General features: G+C 65.7%; 22 protein-coding genes and 2 pseudogenes. 7 read left to right on the top strand and 17 right to left on the bottom strand.

All coding sequences use genetic code 11. The features are described from left to right. Window positions 1–10: 10 nt before the first annotated feature. Window positions 11–466 carry a type IV pilin domain-containing protein gene (locus tag KM295_RS11160; protein WP_256030034.1) on the top strand — a complete coding sequence of 152 codons (456 nt, stop codon included), beginning with the start codon at window positions 11–13 and terminating at the stop codon, window positions 464–466. Here the strand turns inward: KM295_RS11160 and KM295_RS11155 are convergent. After that, window positions 463–1,128, bottom strand: coding sequence for a methyltransferase domain-containing protein (locus tag KM295_RS11155; RefSeq protein ID WP_256030033.1), 666 nt, complete (start codon window positions 1,126–1,128; stop codon window positions 463–465). The genes KM295_RS11160 and KM295_RS11155 overlap by 4 nt on opposite strands. 125 nt (window positions 1,129–1,253) lie before the next feature. On the opposite strand from KM295_RS11155, the gene KM295_RS11150 reads away from it, so the two are divergent. The 3 genes and pseudogenes from KM295_RS11150 (at window position 1,254) to KM295_RS17080 (ending at window position 3,267) form a co-directional block, all read left to right on the top strand. Further along, window positions 1,254–2,183 carry a branched-chain amino acid transaminase gene (locus KM295_RS11150; RefSeq protein ID WP_256030032.1) on the top strand — a complete coding sequence of 310 codons (930 nt, stop codon included), beginning with the start codon at window positions 1,254–1,256 and terminating at the stop codon, window positions 2,181–2,183. Between the two features lie 221 nt (window positions 2,184–2,404). After that, window positions 2,405–2,497: pseudogene (locus KM295_RS11145) on the top strand (zinc ribbon domain-containing protein); the annotation flags it as partial. 198 nt (window positions 2,498–2,695) lie between these two features. Further along, window positions 2,696–3,267: pseudogene (locus KM295_RS17080) on the top strand (fasciclin domain-containing protein). Here the strand turns inward: KM295_RS17080 and pan2 are convergent. The 3 genes from pan2 to truA all read right to left on the bottom strand — a co-directional run bounded on the left by pan2 (window position 3,188) and on the right by truA (window position 7,182). Continuing rightward, window positions 3,188–4,405 carry a proteasome-activating nucleotidase Pan2 gene (gene pan2, locus KM295_RS11130; protein WP_256030030.1) on the bottom strand — a complete coding sequence of 406 codons (1,218 nt, stop codon included), beginning with the start codon at window positions 4,403–4,405 and terminating at the stop codon, window positions 3,188–3,190. The pseudogene KM295_RS17080 and the gene pan2 sit on opposite strands and share 80 nt — an antisense overlap. Window positions 4,406–4,514: 109 nt before the next feature. Beyond that, window positions 4,515–6,305, bottom strand: coding sequence for an oligoendopeptidase F (pepF, locus tag KM295_RS11125; protein ID WP_256030029.1), 1,791 nt, complete (start codon window positions 6,303–6,305; stop codon window positions 4,515–4,517). A gap of 70 nt (window positions 6,306–6,375) precedes the next feature. After that, window positions 6,376–7,182 carry a tRNA pseudouridine(38-40) synthase TruA gene (gene truA, locus KM295_RS11120; protein WP_256030028.1) on the bottom strand — a complete coding sequence of 269 codons (807 nt, stop codon included), beginning with the start codon at window positions 7,180–7,182 and terminating at the stop codon, window positions 6,376–6,378. Between the two features lie 230 nt (window positions 7,183–7,412). Here truA and KM295_RS11115 point away from each other — a divergent pair, with 230 nt between their 5' ends. Beyond that, window positions 7,413–7,922 (top strand): hypothetical protein, encoded by a 510-nt coding sequence (locus tag KM295_RS11115; RefSeq protein WP_256030027.1) that lies wholly within the window; start codon window positions 7,413–7,415, stop codon window positions 7,920–7,922. A gap of 29 nt (window positions 7,923–7,951) precedes the next feature. Next, on the top strand, window positions 7,952–8,401 hold the full coding sequence (locus tag KM295_RS11110; protein ID WP_256030026.1) for a CBS domain-containing protein: 450 nt from the start codon (window positions 7,952–7,954) through the stop codon (window positions 8,399–8,401). An 87-nt stretch (window positions 8,402–8,488) separates the two neighbouring features. Here KM295_RS11110 and KM295_RS11105 read toward each other — a convergent pair whose 3' ends face one another. The 12 genes from KM295_RS11105 to KM295_RS11050 all read right to left on the bottom strand — a co-directional run bounded on the left by KM295_RS11105 (window position 8,489) and on the right by KM295_RS11050 (window position 16,071). Then, entirely contained in the window at window positions 8,489–8,899 is a 411-nt protein-coding gene (locus tag KM295_RS11105) for a MoaD/ThiS family protein (RefSeq protein ID WP_256030025.1), read from the bottom strand. An 81-nt stretch (window positions 8,900–8,980) separates the two neighbouring features. Beyond that, the gene (gene hisS, locus KM295_RS11100) at window positions 8,981–10,279 is read right to left on the bottom strand and encodes a histidine--tRNA ligase (protein WP_256030024.1); all 1,299 of its coding nucleotides are present in this window, start codon (window positions 10,277–10,279) and stop codon (window positions 8,981–8,983) included. Between the two features lie 133 nt (window positions 10,280–10,412). Then, a complete protein-coding gene (locus KM295_RS11095; RefSeq protein WP_256030023.1) occupies window positions 10,413–10,688 on the bottom strand; it encodes a DUF5808 domain-containing protein in 276 nt (91 codons plus the stop codon). 75 nt (window positions 10,689–10,763) lie between these two features. After that, entirely contained in the window at window positions 10,764–12,365 is a 1,602-nt protein-coding gene (locus KM295_RS11090) for a bifunctional N(6)-L-threonylcarbamoyladenine synthase/serine/threonine protein kinase (RefSeq protein WP_256030022.1), read from the bottom strand. A 3-nt stretch (window positions 12,366–12,368) separates the two neighbouring features. Beyond that, complete coding sequence (locus KM295_RS11085; RefSeq protein ID WP_256030021.1) at window positions 12,369–12,503, bottom strand: 30S ribosomal protein S27ae; 135 nt, start codon at window positions 12,501–12,503, stop codon at window positions 12,369–12,371. 6 nt (window positions 12,504–12,509) lie between these two features. Continuing rightward, on the bottom strand, window positions 12,510–12,833 hold the full coding sequence (locus tag KM295_RS11080) for a 30S ribosomal protein S24e (protein WP_256030020.1): 324 nt from the start codon (window positions 12,831–12,833) through the stop codon (window positions 12,510–12,512). Between the two features lie 70 nt (window positions 12,834–12,903). Further along, window positions 12,904–13,092 carry a hypothetical protein gene (locus KM295_RS11075; RefSeq protein WP_256030019.1) on the bottom strand — a complete coding sequence of 63 codons (189 nt, stop codon included), beginning with the start codon at window positions 13,090–13,092 and terminating at the stop codon, window positions 12,904–12,906. Window positions 13,093–13,151: 59 nt separating this feature from the next. After that, window positions 13,152–13,691, bottom strand: coding sequence for a GTP-dependent dephospho-CoA kinase family protein (locus KM295_RS11070; protein ID WP_256030018.1), 540 nt, complete (start codon window positions 13,689–13,691; stop codon window positions 13,152–13,154). A 1-nt stretch (window position 13,692) separates the two neighbouring features. Further along, a complete protein-coding gene (spt4, locus tag KM295_RS11065) occupies window positions 13,693–13,890 on the bottom strand; it encodes a transcription elongation factor subunit Spt4 (protein WP_256030017.1) in 198 nt (65 codons plus the stop codon). Next, window positions 13,891–14,460 carry a DNA-directed RNA polymerase gene (locus KM295_RS11060; protein ID WP_256030016.1) on the bottom strand — a complete coding sequence of 190 codons (570 nt, stop codon included), beginning with the start codon at window positions 14,458–14,460 and terminating at the stop codon, window positions 13,891–13,893. It lies immediately after the preceding gene. Window position 14,461: 1 nt separating this feature from the next. Continuing rightward, window positions 14,462–14,842, bottom strand: coding sequence for a PIN domain-containing protein (locus KM295_RS11055; protein ID WP_256030015.1), 381 nt, complete (start codon window positions 14,840–14,842; stop codon window positions 14,462–14,464). After that, the gene (locus KM295_RS11050; RefSeq protein WP_256030014.1) at window positions 14,842–16,071 is read right to left on the bottom strand and encodes a translation initiation factor IF-2 subunit gamma; all 1,230 of its coding nucleotides are present in this window, start codon (window positions 16,069–16,071) and stop codon (window positions 14,842–14,844) included. Before KM295_RS11050 ends, KM295_RS11055 begins: the two co-directional genes overlap by 1 nt. 175 nt (window positions 16,072–16,246) lie before the next feature. Between KM295_RS11050 and KM295_RS11045 the strand changes: the two genes are divergently transcribed. Continuing rightward, the gene (locus KM295_RS11045) at window positions 16,247–18,154 is read left to right on the top strand and encodes a Hef-associated nuclease (protein ID WP_256030013.1); all 1,908 of its coding nucleotides are present in this window, start codon (window positions 16,247–16,249) and stop codon (window positions 18,152–18,154) included. A gap of 6 nt (window positions 18,155–18,160) precedes the next feature. Here KM295_RS11045 and KM295_RS11040 read toward each other — a convergent pair whose 3' ends face one another. Next, the gene (locus KM295_RS11040) at window positions 18,161–19,807 is read right to left on the bottom strand and encodes a phospholipase D-like domain-containing protein (RefSeq protein ID WP_256030012.1); all 1,647 of its coding nucleotides are present in this window, start codon (window positions 19,805–19,807) and stop codon (window positions 18,161–18,163) included. Window positions 19,808–19,851: the final 44 nt, after the last annotated feature.

Here is a 19,851-nt window from a genome sequence, read left to right as displayed (position 1 = left end):
CAAGGGGCCCATGCGTTCCCGTGGGCTCTCTCCCGTCATCGGTGTCGTCTGTCTGGTCGGTCTTACAGTCGGACTGGCGGCGGTCGTCGGACTGGCGGTTCCGACCGACGTCGCCTCCGAGCCGACCGTCGCAGCCTTCGACGCGTCCGTCGAACCGACCGGCGAACTCCGGATGACCCACCGGGGCGGGGATCCGATCGATCCCGGGGCGATCGATCTCGAGATCCGGATCGACGGCGATCCGCTCGAACGGCAGCCGCCGGTGCCGTTCTTCTCGGCAGGGGGGTTCGAGAGCGCCCCGAAAGGAGCGTTCAACAGCGCGAGGACGGAGCCGTGGCGGACGGGTGAGACCGCCTCGCTCCGTATCGCCGAGACGAACGAGCCGACGATCGAGGCGGGCGACACCGTCGTAATCCGCCTTACAGTCGACGGATACAGCGTCGCGGAACTGGAGACGACCGCCTAGCTCGACTCCCCGAGCGCCGATCCGTCTCCCTCCGCCGGTCCCGCCTCCGGCACGCGCGCGATCGTGGTGATCGCCCGCGGCGTCCCGGGCGCACGCTGTTGGATGCGGTGTTCGAACGCCTCGAACCCCGCCTCGGCGAACATCCGGTCGGCCTCGTTCTCGTCGTAAAACAGCATGATCGCGTCGGCCAGCGCCCCGAAGAGCGTCGTCTTCGGGTAATCCGGCCCGACGACCAGGACGGGACCGCCGGGTTTCGTCACGCGGCGGGCCTCCCGGAGGGCCGCGACGGGGTCGGGCCAGTACTCGATCGATCCCGACGACCAGTAGGCATCGAAGGTATCGTCGGCGAAGGGGAGCCGTTCGGCGTCGCCGCGGTAGAACTGTACGGGGCCGCGCTTGCCGAACTTCGAGAACGCCCGTTCGAGCTGGTGGGCCGACTGATCGAGTCCCCAGACGTCGTCGGTGTACTCCAGTAACCCTTCGGTCGCGAAACCGGTGCCACAGCCGACGTCGAGGACGCGGTCCCCGGACTCGATGCCGAACCACTCGAGAGCTTCATCGCGCATCTCCTCGTTCCAGATGAAGGGGTTGACCCTATCGTAGACCCGCGAGAGGTACTTATAAAAAAGGCGGGCGCGGGCCTTGTCTTCGAGAACTCCCATCGGTGTTCAGTTGGGTCCTTCGGGGCATAACTCCCCGGATTTTCCGCCCGGAACGTGGCTCATGCTTGGCCGAAACGGCCCGGAAATCGTGAACACTCATTACGGGGCCCGCCCACAGACGAAATATGTCTTTCGAGGAGATGGACGTCGACACCATCTGGATGGACGGCGAGTTCGTCGATTGGGACGACGCACAGGCCCACATCTTGACCCACTCGCTACACTACGGCACCGGCGTCTTCGAGGGCGCCCGGTGTTACGATACCGCGGACGGCCCGGCGCTGTTTCGCTGGGACGAACACCTCGATCGGCTCTTCGACTCCGCGAAGGTGCTCGACCACGACATCGACCATACCCGCGAGGAGATCACCGAGGCGACGCTGACTCTCATCCGCGAGCAGGACCTCGCGTCCTGTTATATCCGCCCGCTGGTGTACTACGGGTACAACAACCTGGGCGTCTCACCGGAGGAGTGTCCCTCACGGACGATGGTCGCCTGCTGGCCGTGGGGCGCGTACCTCGGCGAGGACGCGATCGAGAACGGCGTCGACGTGATGGTCTCCTCGTGGCGGAAACACGCCTCGAGCATGATCCCGACCAACGTGAAGGCGACGGGTCCCTATCTCAACTCGATGCTGGCCGGCGAGGAGGCCCGCCGGAACGGCTACGTCGAGGCGATCGTTCTCAACAAGGAGGGAAAAGTCGCCGAAGGTCCCGGCGAGAACGTCTTCATGGTGAACGACGGCGAGATATTCACGACCGGCCTCTCCGAGTCGATCCTCGATGGGATCACCCGTGATACGGTCATCGAACTCGCCCGCGATCTCGGCTACACCGTCCACGACGAGGCTTCCATCGGCCGTGGCGAGCTCTACACCGCCGACGAGCTGTTTTTCACCGGGACCGCCGCCGAGGTCACGCCCATCCGGAGCGTCGACGACACCGAAATCGGCAACGGATCCCGTGGCCCGATCACCGAGGAACTCCAACAGCAGTTCTTCGATCTCGTCGAGGGACAGCTCGGCGGATACGACGGCTGGTTCCTGCCGGTCTGACTGGATCCGACTCAAACGGGGATCCGGACGCCGCTTCGACGGTTCGTTTCGTCGCGTTCGGTTCCGGAGGGTGATCGCCCGAACGGCGGCTCGCCGACCGCCCAAGCCCGTCGATACGCCCGATACCTTACTGAATTTCAAGGAGAAAGCCCGTGTTTTAGCGCGGGGATGAATCCGACAAATTGGAACCAAGTCGTGCTTGTATCCACAGTTAGATATTCAATAGGAGTAACGGCTGTTTGGCACAGCCATCGGTACGCCTGTTCGACAAATCAACGGGGCAAATAGCCCCACAAAAACAGGTCGTCTCGTAAACCACAATATCCCAACGGCGGTCAGGAATCCTCTCGCTTCAGGGCGGGGTGGATGTCAATAGTTGGCAATCAGAGATATACTGAGACCTCTGTGTTAACTGGTAGCACGTTTGACGTCCCGATCAGACCGGAATCCTCCAGACTAGTTGGCAATCGACCGTATACCGCCCAGACCGACGTTCCGGTGGGTACAAACCCATGAGAGAACCCAAACGACGGAGCGTTCTGAAGACGCTCGGAAGCACAGGTCTCCTGTTGGCCGGCGGCGTCGGTGCCGCGAGCGCCGCCGGACGGGACGGAGCGAGCGACGACAGACAGCTGACGGTGTTCGCGCCGACCGACGAGGCGTTCAACGCTGTCGGGATCACCGAAGACAACGTCGGCGACCTCGACGACGAGTTTCTTTCGGACGTCCTTACCTATCACGTCACACCGGGACGGCGGTACGCCGAATCGGTCCTCGACGCGTCTCAACTGCCGACCTGAACGGGGACCCGATCGCAGTCGACGGTACGGCGCTGAACGGCGATCAGGCCGAGATCGCTGTGACCGACACCGAGTCGTCGAACGGCGTTATCCACGCCATCGACGGCGTGTTGCTCCCCCGAACCTGCGGGTGCGATCGACACGGTACCGAACGGAACGGAAAGAAACGGAACGAAACGGAACGAAACGGAACGGAGCGGCCGGTCAGTAGAAGGCGATCGGGGTTCCCGGCGACTCGTCGTTTTCGATCTTTTCGAGGGCAGATCCGAAGTCCGCCCGTGTGACCTCCGTCCGGCCGTCACGGATGGCGAACATCCCGGCCTCGGTCGCGAGGCTCTCGAGTTCGGCCCCGGAGAACCCCTCGGTGTCGGCCGCGATCGAGGCGAGATCGATCTCGGATGCGAGCATCATCCCGCGGGTGTGAATCTTCAGGATCTGTTCGCGCCCTTCGGCGTCGGGTTCGGGCACTTCGATGAGTCGATCGAAGCGGCCGGGCCGGAGGATGGCGCGATCGAGCATGTCGAAGCGGTTCGTCGCCGCGATGATCGAGATGTCGCCGCGCTGATCGAAGCCGTCCATCTCCGAGAGCAGCTGCATCATCGTCCGCTGGACCTCGGCGTCGCCGGAGGTCTTCGATTCGGTCCGCTTCGAGGCGATCGCGTCGATCTCGTCGATGAAGATGATCGCCGGCTCCCGCTCTTCGGCCATCTCGAAGAGATCCCGGACCAGCCGCGCCCCCTCGCCGATGAACTTCTGGACGAGTTCGGAGCCGGCCATCTTGATGAAGGTGGCGTCGGTCCGGTTGGCGACGGCTTTCGCGAGCATCGTCTTGCCGGTTCCCGGCGGGCCGTACAACAGGACGCCGGTCGGCGGATCGATGCCGACTTCGCTGAACTTCTCCGGGTTGGTCAGGGGGTCCTCGACGGCCTCCCGTACCTCCTGTATCTGGGTCTCGAGCCCGCCGATATCCTCGTAGACGACGTCCGGTTTCTCGGATATCTCCATCGCCTGTGCGCGCGCGTCGGTCTCGGCGTCGAGGACGGTCTGGATGGCAAAGGAATCGTTGATCGCGACCCGGTCGCCGGCCTCCAGCCGTTCGTAGAGCCGCGGCGAGACGTCGGTCAGCACTTCCTGGTTGTTGCCGTGTTGTTTGAGCAGTACCTGATCGTCGGTCAGTTCCTCGACTGTCGCCAGATACAGAGAGGAGGTCTTCAGCGCCTCGTTTTCCGCCTGGAGGTCCGTTACCTCCTCGCGGAGTTCCGATTGGCGGTCCCGTGCGGTTTCGAGCTGGGCCGTCAGCTCGTCGTGGACCCGTGAAACGTCGAGAAAGTGATTCCGAAGCGCGGCCAGCCGCTCCTCGACCGGCATGTCGGGATCGAGGTTGAGCGTCGGCCGGTCCGGGAGCGAGGGGCTATGCGACATTAGTGACGGCTACGGGTCGGAGGTTAAAAGGGCCTTTGGGTGGGGGAGACGCTTGCGACACCCGGTATCATGCCGTCCTCGATCGATCGTTCGGTCGCCTGGTCCCGGTCTACCTCAGTGACTCGAACTCCCCGAGGGTCTCGTCGTACCGTTCGATGGCTGCCTCGACGGGATCGGACGTCGACATGTCGATGCCGGCGGTTTCGAGCAACTCCAGCGGATACGCCTTCGACCCCGACCGGAGGAACTCCCGGTAGTCGGCCGCCGCGGACTCGCCGTCGCTCGTGATCCGGTCGACGATCGCGTTGGCCGCGCTGATCCCGGTCGCGTACTGATACACGTAGTAGGCCCGATAGAAGTGGGGGATCCGCATCCACTCACGGGCGATACGGTCGTCGACGGCGGCGGGCTCGTAGTACTCCGCTTTCAGCCCGCGGTAGAGGTCGTCGAGCCGATCCGGCGTCAGGGCCTCCCCCGCCTGCTCGAGTTCGTGAGCGCGGTGCTCGAAGTCCGCGAACATCGTCTGTCTGAACAGCGTCGAACGGAACCGCTCGAGGTACTCGTCGATGACGTGCCGGCGGAACCGGTCGTCGTCGACCGTCTCCAGCAGGTGCTGCGTCAAAAGCGCCTCGTTGACCGTCGAGGCGACCTCGGCGACGAAGATCTCATAGCCCGAGTAGACGTACGGCTGGGATTCGCTCGTCAGCTCGGAGTGCATCGAGTGGCCGAGTTCGTGGGCCAGCGTGTACATCGAGGCGATGTCGTCCTGGTAGTTCATCAGGATGTACGGCTGGCTGTCGTAGGTGCCGCCGCTGTAGGCGCCCGACTGTTTGTTCTTCGTCTCGTAGACGTCGACCCACCGCGAGTCGAGCCCTTCAGCCATCCGGTCTCGATACGCGTCCCCGAGGGGTGCGACGGCCTCGATCACGTACTCTCTGGCCCGATCGTATTCGAGATCCGGGCTCTCGCCGTCGGCCATCGGGGCGTATAGATCCCACATCCAGAGTTCCTCGAGTCCGAGCGCCTCGCGTTTGAGTTCGGCGTGTCGATGCAGAACATCGAGGTTCGCCTCGACAGTCTCGACCAGCGTGTTGTAGACCGAGACGGGGACGTTGGGCCCATCGAGGGCGGCCTCCCGGGCGGCGTCGTAGTGTCTCGCCGCGGCGAGTTTCTCGTCGGCTTTGACGCTGTTCTTGTAGGCGGTTCCGACGCTGTTGCGGTACTCCTCCCACTCGTCGTAGAAGGCCTCGTAGACCCGCCGTCGGAACGCCCGATCGGGGTGTTTCTGGAGCTTCGTGAAGTTCGAGAGCGTGATCCGCCGGGCGTCGCCGTCGGGACCCTCGACGGCCGGAAACTCCATGTCTGCGTTCGTCAGCATGTTGTAGACGTCCCCGGCCGCGCCGGTCACCTCGCTCAGATCGGCCAAAATCGCCTCGATCTCCGCCGACCGGGTGTGGGGCTTCATCCGCAGCGTGTCGTCGAAGTAGTGTTCGTAGGTCTCGAGGGCGGGGTTCTCCTCGATCAGCCCCGCGACGGTTTCCCGATCGAGTTCCTGTAGCTCGGGTTCGATGTAGCTCGCGGCGCTCGAGGCGTCGGCCGCGAGCGAGCGGCCCCGCGCGGCGAGTGCCTGGTAGGTCTGATCCGTCGTGTCTTCGTCCTTCCGCATCCGGGCGTACGCCGAGAGGTTCGAGACATCGCGCATGATCGATTCCCGAAGCCCCAGGACCGCCTCCAGCGTCGCGGCGCTCTCGGTGACACGACCCTCGTAGGCCGACAGTTCCTCGATCCGTTCCTCCGTTTCGGCGTAGGTCTCTTCCCACGCCCCGTCATCGGCAAACAGATCGGTCAGATCCCAGGTGTAGGCGTCGTCGATCTCGCTTCGCTCGGGCACGGAACTCATGTGGTATGATACGGGTAGCGATACCCTAAACCCGTCGTCCGACGGCGCGGCTCGGATTCGAAACGCGGGCTCACTCGGACGGTTCGACCGCCAAAAGCTCTCCGGCCACGCGGGCGCCGGCGAGCCGCCGTCGTCGCCGCCGTTCGAAGACCTCGCGGACGGCATCCAGCGCCCGATCGTCGACGCCGAACTCGACGCCAGGGTAGCGGACGTCGACGAGAACGAGCGGCTCGGGGGCGGCCGAACCGATCCCCCGGGGTCCCGAAAGCGGCGCCGGGGCAAGCGCCCGATCGATGAATTCCGGCGGTCGTTTTCCGGCGGCGACGGCATCGAGTACCGAAACGAGCCGGCGAACGAGCCGTCTGGCGAAGCCGCCCGCCCGGCAATCGACGACGAGGAACGCGCCGTCCCGACGAACGGACACCGAAAGCGCCCGTTCGGTCCCCTCGTCGTCCGGCGTGAAATTGTGAAAATCGTGTTCGCCGGACAGTTCTGTGGCCGCTTTCTCGGCCAGACCGTCGTCGGCTTCGGGTGCGTACAGAAAGTATCGATAGGCGCGTGCGGCGGCGTCGTGGGTCGCATGGAAGGGCTCCGGAACGTCCGCGGCGGCCCACGCACGGACCGACGCCGGGAGTTCGCCGTTGAGCGCGCGCGGCGAGAGCCAGGCCGGCGCCCCGAAGGCGACCGTCTGGGCGCGCGCGGAGACGCCGGCGTCCGTCCGTCCCGCCGCCGCGTAGCCGACCGGCGAGCCGTCCTCAAACTCGACCTCGAGGTCCAACAGAGCGTCGAAGAGGGCGTCTTCGACGGTCTCGCCGTGTGGCTGTCGCTGGAATCCGCGGTATTCGGTCCCGTCGTAGGCGAGCCGGAACGCGCGCATCTACGTTCGAACAGACGCCGGGTCGGTTTGTGCGTTCCGGAGCCGCGTTTTCGGTGTCGCTCTGTACGTTTGACCGTCTGAGAACGGGCTCTCTCGCGTCGGCTGGGGAAAAACCATTACAGAGAGTTTCATAGAACAGTTCATATGCTCCGTCAGCCGCCACAGAGAACCCCGGCTGTTCCATCATAAGCATAAAGACCTCAGATTATAATTATCAGGTAGCTAATAAAATGTTTGAGACAGGAGATGATTTCGATAATAAAAAGAATCGGATCCAACACGCTCATGCTTTTAGAAACGGGGGTTCATCGTACTATGTTCTCCATAAGGGTGGAAGAGACCCATATAAATTGCATATCGCTGACTGGCGGAAACTTGTCGCTGTTCAAGACCCAGAAGGAACGTTATACGTTTTTGAAGGATGGAGTGATCCAGTTAAGCCAGATCATAGTACTGGCAGCGTTGCCTGGTGGAACAGAAAGGAAGTAACTCGTCGTGAAGTTCCTGGGATACCCGTTGCTGTTATGACTGTCGAAGACAATCTACACATTCCTCCTAGTACCCCGACAAACTCAGATAAGGGCCCGAAGAGTGGGACAGTCAAACTCAAAGATGAACAAATCGTCGTAAGAGTTAGCGATAGCTTTGCTCCCAAGATATTCTCATCAATAAGTGGTGTGGATGTCGTGCGTGATGTGACTGACTCTGCCGAGTGGCGGGCTGACAAGGACCTATCGTAATAAAGTTTAGTAATAGCTTTGCTCACAACATGATCTCGTCACTAATCAGAGACATCATTCCCGCGTCGGCGCCGACGGTTTCCCCCGGCACGTCGACGACTGAAGCCGCACGATTGCTCCGCCGAGCCGACGTTCCCGCGGTTGTCGTCCTCGAAGACGACACGGTCGAGGGGATCGTCACCGAATCGGATATCGTCGCCATGGTCGCCGAGACGGACTCCCCACTGGACGTGAGGGCGGTCATGTCGACGCCCGTCCCGACGGTCTCGCCCGAGTCGACACTCATCGAGGTCGCCGACACGATGCGAGAACACGGAATGGGACAGCTCCCCGTCGTCGAGGGCACCGACTACCGCGGGGTGGCCTCCGTGGAGATGCTCGCCCCGTATCTTTCCCGCCACCGACTCGGTATCGATCCGGACCGGGGGGCGATCCGCGCCGAAGCGACCGACTCCGCGGAGATAGCGGTCGGGGACTGAAACCGTAGCGCGGTCTTCATACAGGTTCGGTACGTCGGCCGGCTTCCGTTCGGAGAAACGCCCGCGGCGGTATCGGCGTCCGATCGCTCAACAGCAGAACATAAACGGATACATCAGCGCGACGCGGTCGCCGTCCTCGAGTTCGGTGTCGAGTCCCTCGAGGTGTTCGTTGAACTGCCCGTTGATCGCCACGCGGGCGAACGCGCGGGTCTGTTCGCCCTCGGGGTTCTTCTCCCACGCTCCGGGGGGATCGTCGTCCGTCGGCGCCCAGCCGTTCGTCCGCGCTTCGTCTTCGGTCTCGGCGATGAGCATGTCGGCGACGTCGTACTCCTCGAAGAACGCCTCGAGGAACGCACGGAGCGTCGAGCCCGCAAACGAGTACTCGAAGCTGTGTTCTCCGATCTCGGTTCGGACGTGCCCGGTACACCGGACCTCGACCGTCGTCTCGGCGGCCGACTCGCCCCCCGACCGTTCGGTTATCGTCCCATCGCTGCTCATACCGTACTGTAGGGCACACCCGCCCCTGGGGATTCCGCCGAACATCTTCGATCGGCGCGCCCCGCCACGATCGGGCGCCGCTCAGGCGAAGTCCTCGTAGGTCGGCCGCCCCTCCGCCGGCGGGAACGAAGACAGCGGCGCCTGGGTCTGCTCGCCGGATTCCATGTCCTTGATCGTCACCGCGTCGTCTTCGAGGTCCTGCTCGCCGACGATCACGACCGTCCCGGCGCCGATCCCGTCGGCGTACGAGAGCTGATCGCCGAACCCCCGTCCCGAGAGGTCCGACTCGACGACATGGCCGAGCTCCCGGAGCTCCCGGGCGATCTCGAGGGCTTTCCGTCGGGTGTCGCCGACCGTCAGCACGTAATAGTCCGTTCCGGCCGCGTCCTCGGGCCAGACGCCGGCGCGCTGACAGAGCAGCGACAGCGTCTCGTGGCCGATCCCGACGCCGACGGCCGGTGTCGGCTCGCCGCCGTACCCCTCGATGAGGTCGTCGTAGCGCCCGCCACCGAAGACCGATCGGGAGACGTCCCCGGCAGTGTCGAAACACTCGAAGACGACGCCGGTGTAGTAGTCCAGCCCGCGGGCGGTCTCCAGAGAGACCGTACAGAACTCCCGGACGTCGAACGATTCGGCCGCCTCGAGGACGGCTCGCAGGTTCCCGACGGCCGCCTCGACGCGGTCGGTACCGGCGAACGCGATCAGCTCCCCGAGGTCGTCGGTTTCCAGCACCGAATCGAACGATTCGGCCTCCGATCGGGTCAGCCCCGCCTCGACGAGCAACTCGTAGTACGCCTCGGTGTCTATCTTCTCCTTTTTGTCGACCGCCCGGATCGCCTCGGTCGTCTCGACGTCGCTGTCGATCGATTCGAGCAGTCCGCCGAGGATGTCCCGGTGGGAGACCCGGAACTCGAAGTCTCCGCCGGTCAGCCCCAGATCGGTCATGACGTCGGCGGCCGCCGCGAGGATCTCGGCGTCCGCTTCGGGGTGATCGGAGCCGAATATATCGACGTTCGTCTGGTAGAACTCCCGGAACCGCCCCTGCTGGACCTGCTCGTAGCGCCAGAAGGGCCGCGTCGAGAACCACTTGATCGGCTTTCGGAGTTCGCCGCCCTTCGCGACAACCATCCGTGCGACCGTCGGCGTCAGCTCCGGGGTCAGCGCGACCTCCCGGCCGCCCTTGTCCTCGAAGGCGTACAGCTCCTCGACTATCTCCTCGCCGGACTTGTCGGTGTACAGTTGCGTCCGCTCCAGCGCCGGCGTCCCGATCTCCCGGAACCCGTAGCGCCGAACCCGGTCTTCGATCGTGTCCGTGACCGCCCGCCGGGCGGACATCTCCTCGGGGTAGAACTCCCGGAACCCCTTCAGGCCGTCGTACATGCCGAACCGTTCGGGGGCGATCCCCTAAAAGGTGCGATCCCCGTCGGCGGCGGACGCTCGAACGTCGCGCTCGGAAACGACAGCCAGCCCGAGTCGCTCCGTCCGGGGGTCGAAAGAATCTCTACGGATCTAACTACTCGTCGACGACGACCTCGACCGGTTCGTCCGCCTCGTCTTCGTCGATCGATTCGGCGGAGCCCTGCTGCTGGTAGAACAGCGCCGCGGCGACACCCAACACGAGCCACGACCGCCAGTTCGCCAAATTCAGCGTGTAGCCGACACCGAACGGTTTCTCGACGAGCATACCTTTGCCGGGTTGCCAGTAGGACGACATCATCCGGCCGATGGAGGGGCGTTCGAAATTATACGGGATACCGAACAGCTTGCCTGACTGCGGTTTTTCGGGCATGCTCGGGACTACGGCCGCGCGGAACTTATATGCACTCCCTTGCCGCCACCGATGGTATCGGATTCCCGGTTCCGGTCACTGATACCGGCCACGACGTTCGATGCTCCGTAACTGGCGGAGGACACGCTCTTCGCCCGCCTCGCGGTAGGCGTCCTCGAAGGCCTCGATCAGCGCCGCCGGATCGGCGGCCGTCCCGCCGAGGGCGCCCTCGAAGACGTGTAAGTCCATCGCATAGTCCTCGACGTCGTCGGTGTAGTACCCGAGCCCGAAGTCGATGAGCCAGGTCCGATCTGCCGAGACGCGGACGTTCCGCGGCGTCGGATCGCCGTGGACGAACCCGGCCTCGTGACAGCGCGCCAGGTGTCGGCCGACGGCCTCGACCCGCGATTCCGTGATCTTCTCGCCGAGATCGGCCGTGCCGACGAACTCGAACGCCAGCCGGCCCTCCGGGGGATCGACGTCGAAGACGACCGGCGTCGGGACGCCGAGCCGTCTGGCCTCGCTCGTGAGCCGCGCCTCGGTGCGCGTCCGCCGTCGCCGGAGCCGCCGGTCGAGTTCGGGGTGGCGGTACGCCTTCGAGAGCCGGCGCTTGTATGCCCGGCCGTCGTCGGTAGCGAGGTCGACGACCGCCTCCGCGCCCTGTTCGCGGTCGCCGTCCGCGCGTGACCGCTCGGCGGGCGTCCCCGAGCGCCACGTCACCGGGACCTCGTCGGGCCGGAAGTCCGGCAACACGCGCGAGTCATCGATCTGGATCGTGTCCCCGGCGTCGTACATTTTCGCCCCCAGCACCGCGACCATGCCGGCGTTGTCCCGGAGGAACTCCGGTTCCGGCGCGTAGAAGGCGGCGCCCCGCCCCTCACACATCGTCTCGAGCATCCCTTCGAGGCGGCCGTTCTGCCCGACCCCACCGCCCAACACGAGTTCCTCGGCCCCGGTCAGAGAGAGCGCTCGCTCGCTCACCTCGGTGAGCATCCCAAAGACCGTCTCCTCGAGTCCGCGACAGACGTCCTCGACCGGCGTCCCCTCGTCGTAAGCCGCTTTCGCCGCCGACGTGATCCCCGAAAACGAGAAATCCATCCCCTTGACGACGTAGGGCAACTCGACGTACTCGCCCTCCCGGGCGTGGGCTTCGACTTTCGGTCCGCCCGGGTGCGTCCAGCCGACGTGGCGGGTGAACTTGTCGAGGGCGTTGCCGACGCCGGTGTCCATCGTCTCGCCCAGCACCCGATACCGGCCGTCGTGGTAGCCGAGCACGTGGGCGTTCGCCCCGGAGGCGTTCAGACAGACGGGCGTGTCGAATCCCGAGCGGTGGCGGCCGATCTCCAGGTGGGCGACCATGTGGTTGACGCCGACAAGCGGCACGGAAAGCGCGCCCGCAAGCGCTCGCGCGGCGGTGCCGACGATCCGGAGACACGGCCCGAGTCCGGGGCCACGCGAGAAGGCGACGGCGTCGAGGGTCTCGGAGGGGTCCCCGTAGGTCGATTCGACCTCCCCGAGGATCGACTCGACCACGGTCGGGACCGCCTCCCGCATGTGTTCTGCGGCCTCTCGCGGGTGGATCCCGCCGCTGTCGGGCTGGTAGGCGTCAGAACGGATCGAGATGTCGTCGGTCGCGTCGTCGAAGACGGCCGCGCTGGCACACCAGGCGGTCCCCTCGATGCCGAGGACGCGGGTCACGGCCTACAGGTACTCGGTGTAACTGCACTTCCCGCAGTGTCTGCGGTCGCCATACTCCCCGAGGAACGTATCGCCACAGCGGGGACACTGCTCTCTGTCGGCCGTTCCGTCCTCGCCGTAGAGTTCGTAGCGCGCCATCCGAATTCAGGCCTCCTCCGCCTCGGGCTCGGCGTCGTCGCCGCTCTCCTCGGCGGCGATCTTGTTCCGCTTTAGGGCGTGGCCCTGTTCGACCGACTTCGCGTGGTCGGCGTCGTCGTAGATCTTCGCGTAGCCGACGGTCTTTCGCATCCCGTATTTCGTGTCGAGCTTGCGGACGACGACCTCGCCCGCGTCCTTGTTGAGCTTCGCCGCGAGCGAGTCGCGAACGGAGAGCCGCGAGGGCGTCGCCTCCTCGTGGGTCAGCTGAAACCGGACGTCAGTCCGGTGTAACATCGGGTTTTCGTCCTCCTCTATGATTTCGACTTCCATGGTTACGTTACCGTGAGATTCCCCCGAAACACCTAAAAGGATTTCGAAGCCGCGAACGGCGTCGTCAGACTCATTCCTGCCGGCGATACAGCGTTCGGCCGACCTCGAGGAGCAACACGACGACGACGGCGAAAAAAAGCGGCGGCCCGCCGAGCCGCCAGTCGTCTCCGAGTACGTACGCGACGTTCCCGACTACGATGATCGCCGCGCCGACTACGAACGGCCAGTGCTCCCGGAGCGACGCTCGGTCGATCGCCATGAACTGAACTCGCGGCCGGCCAAAAAAAGCCCTGCGTTGAACGTCTCACGCTGAACGCCCTACGGCGACAGGACCGATTCGATCCGATCGAGGTCACTCTGCATCCGCCCGATGAGCGTCCGGCAGCGTTCTCGAACCCCGGGATCGACCGGCACCAGCACCATCCCCTCCTCGGGCTGGCCGTAGACGACCGATCCGCCGTCGGGGACAGCCAGGACGGCCGGCAACGAGGCGAGGTCCTCCTCGCCGTCGACGACGACCACCGTCGGTTCGGGGTCGGCCAGCGCGGTCGCGATCGCCTCGAGCAGGTCGTCGGTGATCGTCGACTGGGGGTTGGCGACGTCGATCCGGCCGTCGAACTCCTCGATCGCGTCGAGTACGTCGCGTTCGACGCGTTCGCGTTTCGTCTTCCCGTCGACGATCGCCACCGTCGGCCGGTGCCCCGCCTCGAGCAGGTGGTACGTGACGATGTCGCCGACGGCGACGATCGGTTCGTCCGCCGCGGCGAGAAGCGCCCCGGGATCGGTGTAGACCTCCCCCAGCGGCTCCTTGAGGTCGTCGCGCATCCCGGCCGGCAGTTTCGCGAGGATTGTCGCCATCTCAGCGGACCTTCAGGGCGTACCGTCCGGCCTCGGTGATCCCCATCTCCTCGGCGATCCGGCTCTCCTCGGGGTGGGCGATGACGACGTAGCCGGCCCAGTCCTCGGTCAGCGAGTTCGACCCACAGGCGGGACACTGCTCGTCGCCCTCGACGTCGAGGACGCGGTGACAGTCCCGACACACCAATCGGGAGGCCATCTAGTCCCCCGCCTGCGCCTCGCGGCGCTTTCGTTCCTCTTCGAGCCACCCGTGTTTCCCGAGTCCCGGCTGTTTCGCCGTCAGGCCGATCTTCGAGTCCCGCGGGTTCCGCTCGTCGATGCTCTTGGTGACGATCCGTGCCCGGACGGAGTCGCCGACGCTCAACACCCGGTTGGAATCGCGGGAGGCGAGCTGTTGGTTCTCCTCGTCGTAGGCCAGATACTCGTCGGAGATCTGCGAGACGTGCAGCAGGCCGTCGACGGGGCCGATCCCGACGAAGGCGCCGAAGTTGACGACCTCGACGACCTCGCCGTCGACGACCTCCTGCATCTGGGGGTCGAAGGTGACCGCGTCGAACTCCGCCCGGTAGTAGACGCCGGGCCGGTTCGGCAACACGGCGCCGTCGCCGATGTCGTGGACCTTCGTGACCGAGACGACGCTGCCGACGTCCTCGTCCATCTGTCCCTCGAGTTTGTCCTGCAACAGCCGTTTGACGAGCTGGGGCGATACGTCCGCGAGGTGTCTGGGCGGTACCTCGACCGTATCTTTGAGTCGGACCCGTTTGTACATGTTATGGCTCAGTAATCTCGAATTTGGTTCGCCCGCGTAAACAGATTACGGGAACGTTCGCTTCAAGCAGCCGCTCTCTGAGCGGCATATCGCTCGTGACCGCGTACTCGGTTTCGGCCCGGCGGCCGATCTCGACGACCGCATCGTCCGCGTACGTCGCCCCGTGCTCGACCGTCTCACACTCCCGGCGTGCGAGGTCGCTCCCGACGCTTGCGGCTGTCGCCGCCTCGCCCGCGCCCCCGGCGAGCCGGTCGAGTTCCGAAAGGACGGCCTCGGGAACGACGGCGTCGTACTCGCCGAGGAGTCGATCGAGTTCCTCGAACGTCCGGACCCCGACCTCGACCGGCGCCATCAGTGCGTTCGTATCGAGCACCACGCGCATCACCGCAACGTTCCGACGCCGATGAGCCGCCAGCGCGCGCCGACGCGTCGGTTGACCGCGATCTTTGCGCCCGACGCTGCACAGACGGGGCGTTTCAGCTGCACTTCACACTCGTCGTCCCGCGCGCTCGTGACCGATCCGACCGTCGTCGCCGTCCCGACGGTGAGCATCAGCGGCTCGCCCGTGCTGATCGGCTCGATCTCGTCGGTCTCCTCCCCGACGACCCGATCGAGCAACTCGACGTCCATCGTAAAGCGCTCGTGGGTCGGCGGCAGCGATCCCGGCGGCCCGGCGACCTGTCCGGCCAGCGCGTCGCCTTTCGTCAGCGAGGGATCGAGCCCCGTGCCGACGCCGAGGAGTCCCCCCGGCGTGGTCTCCTCGACGAACTCGCCGCCGGCCTGCAGCGACCGGACCGCCGTCTCGACGGGGTGATACTCGGAGCTGCCGCCCTCCTCGATCTCCCGGCCCGGTTTGATCTCGATATCGTCGTCGACGGCGAGACGGCCCTGCGTGAGCGAGCCGCCGACGACGCCGCCCGTGAGGTCCTCCCAGGTCGTCCCCGGTCGGTTGATATCGAACGACCGGGCGATCTGCAACTGCGCGTCGGCGTCCGGGTCGCGTTCGGGCGTCGGAATCTCCTCCTCGATCGTCCCGATCAGCAGATCGGTGTTCGCGCCCTGCTGGGCGGAGACCGGGACGATCGGCGCGTCCTCGGCGACCGTCCCCTCGACGAACGCCTCGATCTGCTCGTAGTTCCGGACCGCCTGCTCGCGGTCGACCAGATCGATCTTGTTCTGGGCGATGACGATGTTCTCGATCCCGATGATGTCGAGCGCCATCAGGTGTTCTTCGGTCTGTGCGCGCGGTACGGGCTCGTTGGCGGCGATGACTAACACGGCGCCGTCCATGATCGCGGCCCCCGAAAGCATCGTCGCCATGAGCGTCTCGTGTCCCGGCGCGTCGACGAACGACACCGTTCGGAGGTGCTCGCTCTCGGAGCCGTCCGGACAGCTCTCCTCGACAGTGTACCGCTCGGGTTCCTCGAGGTCCGGACACTCCCGGAACGTCGCGTCAGCGTAGCCGAGGCGGATTGAGATGCCACGTTTCATCTCCTCGGAGTGTTGGTCGGTCCACGCCCCGGAAAGCGCCTCCACGAGGGTCGTCTTCCCGTGGTCGACGTGGCCGACCAGCCCGATGTTCACCTCCGGTTGTCGGTGTTTCTGCGTCATTTAGTAATGACGTGAATATCCATTCCTGGGCCTGATAAACCTACTGTTCCGCGCTTCGCCGGACTGTCCGCTCGGAGCCCGGATCGCCCGCGCCACGGCGGCCTCCGTCCCGCTCGTTGCGCTTTTCGGGGGAGATACAACACCCTTAAAACGTGTCAGCGCCCAAATCCGTCAAATGACTTCATCCACCGCCGGCGAGGCCGGCACCGACCCCACAGATCGGGTCGTCTACGATCTCGCTCCCGGCTGTACCCTCGACGATGCCGAGGAGGGGGCTCTGTATCTGGCGACCGTCAACGGGGTCGTCGAGTACGGCGTCTTCGTCGATCTCTCCAAGCACGTCTCCGGACTCGTCCACGAATCGAACCTCGACGGCGAGTACGCCGTCGGCGACGAACTGATAGTCGAACTCGTCGAGATCCGCGAAAACGGCGATATCGGATTCGAGGACGTCGATCTCGATCCGGATTCAACCGATCGAACCGCCGTCATCCCCGACGACGACGTCGACATCGGGGGGCTCTCCGGCCGGATCGGCGAGACGGTCTCCGTCGAAGGCGACGTCGTCCAGATCAAACAGACCGCGGGGCCGACGATCCTCTCGATCCGCGACGGTACGGGGATCGTCCCCGCCGCCGCCTTCGAAGCTGCCGGCGTCCGTGCCTATCCCGAGGTCGATCTCGACGACGTCGTCCGCGTGACCGGGACCGTCGAGGCTCACGAGGGCGCCCCACAGCTCGAGGTCGATCAGCTCACCCGATTCGACGGCGCGGCCGAACGCGAGGTGCGGGCGTCCGTCGACGCCGAACTCCGGGCGCGCGCCGAGCCGGCCGAGACCGAGCCGCTCATCGAGTGGCCGGCCTTCGAGACGCTCCGGGAGGACCTCGAGGACATCGCCCGGCGGCTCCGGACCGCCGTGTTGGACTCCCGGCCGATCCGGGTCCGACACCACGCCGACGGCGACGGGATGTGTGCGGCGTTGCCGGTCCAACTCGCCGTCGAGAACTTCATCGCCGAGGTCCATGCCGACCCCGACGCCCCGCGACACCTGTTCAAGCGCTCGCCCTCGAAGGCGCCCTTCTACGAGATGGAGGACGTCACCCGCGATCTCAACTTCGCCCTGGAGGACGAGGAGCGTCACGGCCAGCGGCTCCCGCTGCTCTTTATGGTCGACAACGGATCGACCGAGGAGGACGTCCCCGCCTACCGGGCGCTCGACCAGTACGACGTCCCGATCCTCGTCGCCGACCACCACCATCCCGACCCCGACGCGGTCGCCCCGTTCCTCGAGGCCCACGCCAACCCCTACCTCCACGGCGAGGACTACCGGATCACGACCGGGATGATGTGTGTCGAGCTGGCGCGGATGATCGATCCCTCGATCACCGACGACCTCGAACACGTTCCGGCGGTCGCCGGCCTTGCGGACCGATCGAAGGCCGACGCGATGGACGAGTATCTGGACCTCGCGGCCGAGGCGGGATACGAGAAGGACGATCTGGACGACATCGTCGAAGCGCTCGATTACGCCGCCCACTGGCTCCGATACCAGTCCGGCCCGAACCTGATCAACGACGCGCTCAATCTGGACTGTGACGACGAGGCCCGCCACCGCGAACTCGTCGACTTTCTCTCCTCGCGAGCCCGGCGGGACGTCGAGGAACAACTCGCGGACGCCGAACCCCACGTTGAGCACGAACAGCTCGACAACGGCACACACCTCTATCGGCTCGACGTCGAGAACCACGCCCGGCGGTTCACCTACCCGGCGCCCGGGAAAACGACCGGCGAACTCCACGACCGGAAAGTGACCGAGACCGGCGATCCCGTCATCACGATCGGCTACGGTCCGGACTTCGCCGTGCTCCGGTCCGACGGCGTCCGTCTGGACATCCCGAACATGGTCTCGGAACTGCAGACGGAAATCGAGGGCGCGGGCGTCTCCGGGGGCGGTCATCTCGTCGTCGGCTCGATCAAGTTCGTCCCCGGGATGCGCGAGTCCGTCCTCGAGGCCCTCGTCGAGAAGATGGAGGCGGCCGAACTCGACGAGGAGCTCCGGAGTACGCTCCTCAGGGACGACTGACCCCCGTCACCACTGCCAGTCGGTGACCGTCTCCCGTTCGCCGACGAACTCCAGCCGGCGGGCGAAAAGCAGCGTTCCGGCCCCGACGGCGGCGACCGCAGCCAACAGGCCCGCCGGCAGCGCGCGATCGCCCCCGTCGCTTTCCCAATCGTCCTCGAAGACGCCCGCGTAGTAGGCTGCCGCCGCCGATCCCTCGAGTGCGACGAGGACCTCCCGGTTGTTCGACTGTGCCGATCGGTCCCAGTTGAGGCTGCCGAGGACGGCCGTGTCGTCGATGACGACGCCTTTCGTGTGGATCTTTTCGTATCTCTCGCCCTCGGCGTCGTCGACACGCGCCTCGAGATCCCAGCCTTCGGCCGCCGAACGGCGGTTCAGCCACTCGATCAGTGCGGCGTTGTCGTCCTCGACGTACCAGCTTCCGCCGAGATGGATCCGGACGCGAACCCCGCGGGCGGCGGCCGCGAGGACCGCTTCGAGGAGGCGGTTCTCCCGACTGCCGATCCGGACCTGCTGGAGAAGGATCCGGTCGTCGGCCGCCTCGATCCGTTCGCGGAGCGCGTCGGCGGCGTTGTCGGGCGCGACGAGCACGGTCGTGTTCTCGACTTCGATCCGCTTCGGAGTGTGTTCGGCGCCGTATCCGCCGACCGCGGGGTCGACGTCGGTGAACGTCCGCCCCTCCCGGTAGGCGTCCCAGGCTGTCGCCGCCCGCCACGTTCGGTCGGCCTCGTGGATCGACGCGAGGGTCGCCGCCGCCCGGTCGTCCTCGAGGACGACTCCCCACCCGCGGCTCGATTTGCCGCCGAGCCCGGCGGGTTTGAAGTTCTCGGTCGCGACGATCGCCCGGTCGTCGACGACTGCGTACTTCGGGTGGTGGTATCGATAACGGGTGTAGGGCCCCGACAGCACTCGCACGTCGACGCCGCCCTCGACCAGTCGGTCGAGCGTTCGGGCCTGCCGGTCGCTCATCCCGCCGACCGGCGCGCCGTCGAGGAGGACGCTGACCACGAGGCCCTCGGCGGCAGCCTCGAGTAGCGCCTCCGCGATCCGTTCGTCGGTGAACGTGTAGCCACCGACGAGGATCCGTTCGTCGGCTGTCTCGAGCTCCCCGACGGCCGCGTCGGGTGCGTCCGGAAGGACGAACGCCCTCGCGGAACCGCCGTCGGTTCGGATCGGATCGTAATCGGTCGCCCCGATCGGCTCCCACGTTCCGGTCTCGAAATCCCGCCGTTCGGCTTCCGGCGCGTTCCGGTACCGCGCGCTCGAGACGACCTCGCCGTCCGCCCGGAGTTCGAGCCGCTCCCCGTCGTTGGCCAACCGGAGCCGGCCGGCGAGCGGGACGATCGGGTATTCGGTGTGATCTTTCGCCGCCCCCGGCTCCACGGCGACGGCGATTGTCCCCTCGACCGTCCGGTTCGGGAGCCGGGCGGTCGTCTTCCCGTCGGTGAGCGTCCACCCGGTGGTGTTCGTCGGCCCCTCGAACCGGACGGCGACGAACTCCCCCGAATCGCCGTCGGCGACGGGGTTCGGGTAGGCGGATACGAGCGTCGCGTCCGTCGACTCGACGGCGGGTTCGGCCGCGGTGACGCCGGCGACGAACACGCCGCTCGGTAACGCGAGCGCGATCACGATCGCCGCGACGATTCGTCCGAGCACGGGCGGTGTGGTCCCGGCTTCCTACAAAAACCTTCCCCGAACAC

The sequence above is a fragment of the Natronomonas aquatica genome (assembly GCF_024449025.1).
GTDB lineage: Archaea > Halobacteriota > Halobacteria > Halobacteriales > Haloarculaceae > Natronomonas > Natronomonas aquatica.
This window is presented reverse-complemented; position numbering and strand designations above follow the sequence as displayed.

Excerpts from the sequence above, each read along its gene's own strand:
- KM295_RS11160 (WP_256030034.1), top strand. The coding sequence starts at position 11 with ATGCGTTCCCGTGGGCTCTCTCCCGTCATCGGTGTCGTCTGTCTGGTC.
- KM295_RS11155 (WP_256030033.1), bottom strand. The coding sequence starts at position 1,128 with ATGGGAGTTCTCGAAGACAAGGCCCGCGCCCGCCTTTTTTATAAGTAC.
- KM295_RS11150 (WP_256030032.1), top strand. The coding sequence starts at position 1,254 with ATGTCTTTCGAGGAGATGGACGTCGACACCATCTGGATGGACGGCGAG.
- pan2 (WP_256030030.1), bottom strand. The coding sequence starts at position 4,405 with ATGTCGCATAGCCCCTCGCTCCCGGACCGGCCGACGCTCAACCTCGAT.
- pepF (WP_256030029.1), bottom strand. The coding sequence starts at position 6,305 with ATGAGTTCCGTGCCCGAGCGAAGCGAGATCGACGACGCCTACACCTGG.
- truA (WP_256030028.1), bottom strand. The coding sequence starts at position 7,182 with ATGCGCGCGTTCCGGCTCGCCTACGACGGGACCGAATACCGCGGATTC.
- KM295_RS11115 (WP_256030027.1), top strand. The coding sequence starts at position 7,413 with ATGTTTGAGACAGGAGATGATTTCGATAATAAAAAGAATCGGATCCAA.
- KM295_RS11110 (WP_256030026.1), top strand. The coding sequence starts at position 7,952 with ATGATCTCGTCACTAATCAGAGACATCATTCCCGCGTCGGCGCCGACG.
- KM295_RS11105 (WP_256030025.1), bottom strand. The coding sequence starts at position 8,899 with ATGAGCAGCGATGGGACGATAACCGAACGGTCGGGGGGCGAGTCGGCC.
- hisS (WP_256030024.1), bottom strand. The coding sequence starts at position 10,279 with ATGTACGACGGCCTGAAGGGGTTCCGGGAGTTCTACCCCGAGGAGATG.
- KM295_RS11095 (WP_256030023.1), bottom strand. The coding sequence starts at position 10,688 with ATGCCCGAAAAACCGCAGTCAGGCAAGCTGTTCGGTATCCCGTATAAT.
- KM295_RS11085 (WP_256030021.1), bottom strand. The coding sequence starts at position 12,503 with ATGGCGCGCTACGAACTCTACGGCGAGGACGGAACGGCCGACAGAGAG.
- KM295_RS11080 (WP_256030020.1), bottom strand. The coding sequence starts at position 12,833 with ATGGAAGTCGAAATCATAGAGGAGGACGAAAACCCGATGTTACACCGG.
- KM295_RS11075 (WP_256030019.1), bottom strand. The coding sequence starts at position 13,092 with ATGGCGATCGACCGAGCGTCGCTCCGGGAGCACTGGCCGTTCGTAGTC.
- KM295_RS11070 (WP_256030018.1), bottom strand. The coding sequence starts at position 13,691 with ATGGCGACAATCCTCGCGAAACTGCCGGCCGGGATGCGCGACGACCTC.
- spt4 (WP_256030017.1), bottom strand. The coding sequence starts at position 13,890 with ATGGCCTCCCGATTGGTGTGTCGGGACTGTCACCGCGTCCTCGACGTC.
- KM295_RS11060 (WP_256030016.1), bottom strand. The coding sequence starts at position 14,460 with ATGTACAAACGGGTCCGACTCAAAGATACGGTCGAGGTACCGCCCAGA.
- KM295_RS11055 (WP_256030015.1), bottom strand. The coding sequence starts at position 14,842 with ATGCGCGTGGTGCTCGATACGAACGCACTGATGGCGCCGGTCGAGGTC.
- KM295_RS11050 (WP_256030014.1), bottom strand. The coding sequence starts at position 16,071 with ATGACGCAGAAACACCGACAACCGGAGGTGAACATCGGGCTGGTCGGC.
- KM295_RS11045 (WP_256030013.1), top strand. The coding sequence starts at position 16,247 with ATGACTTCATCCACCGCCGGCGAGGCCGGCACCGACCCCACAGATCGG.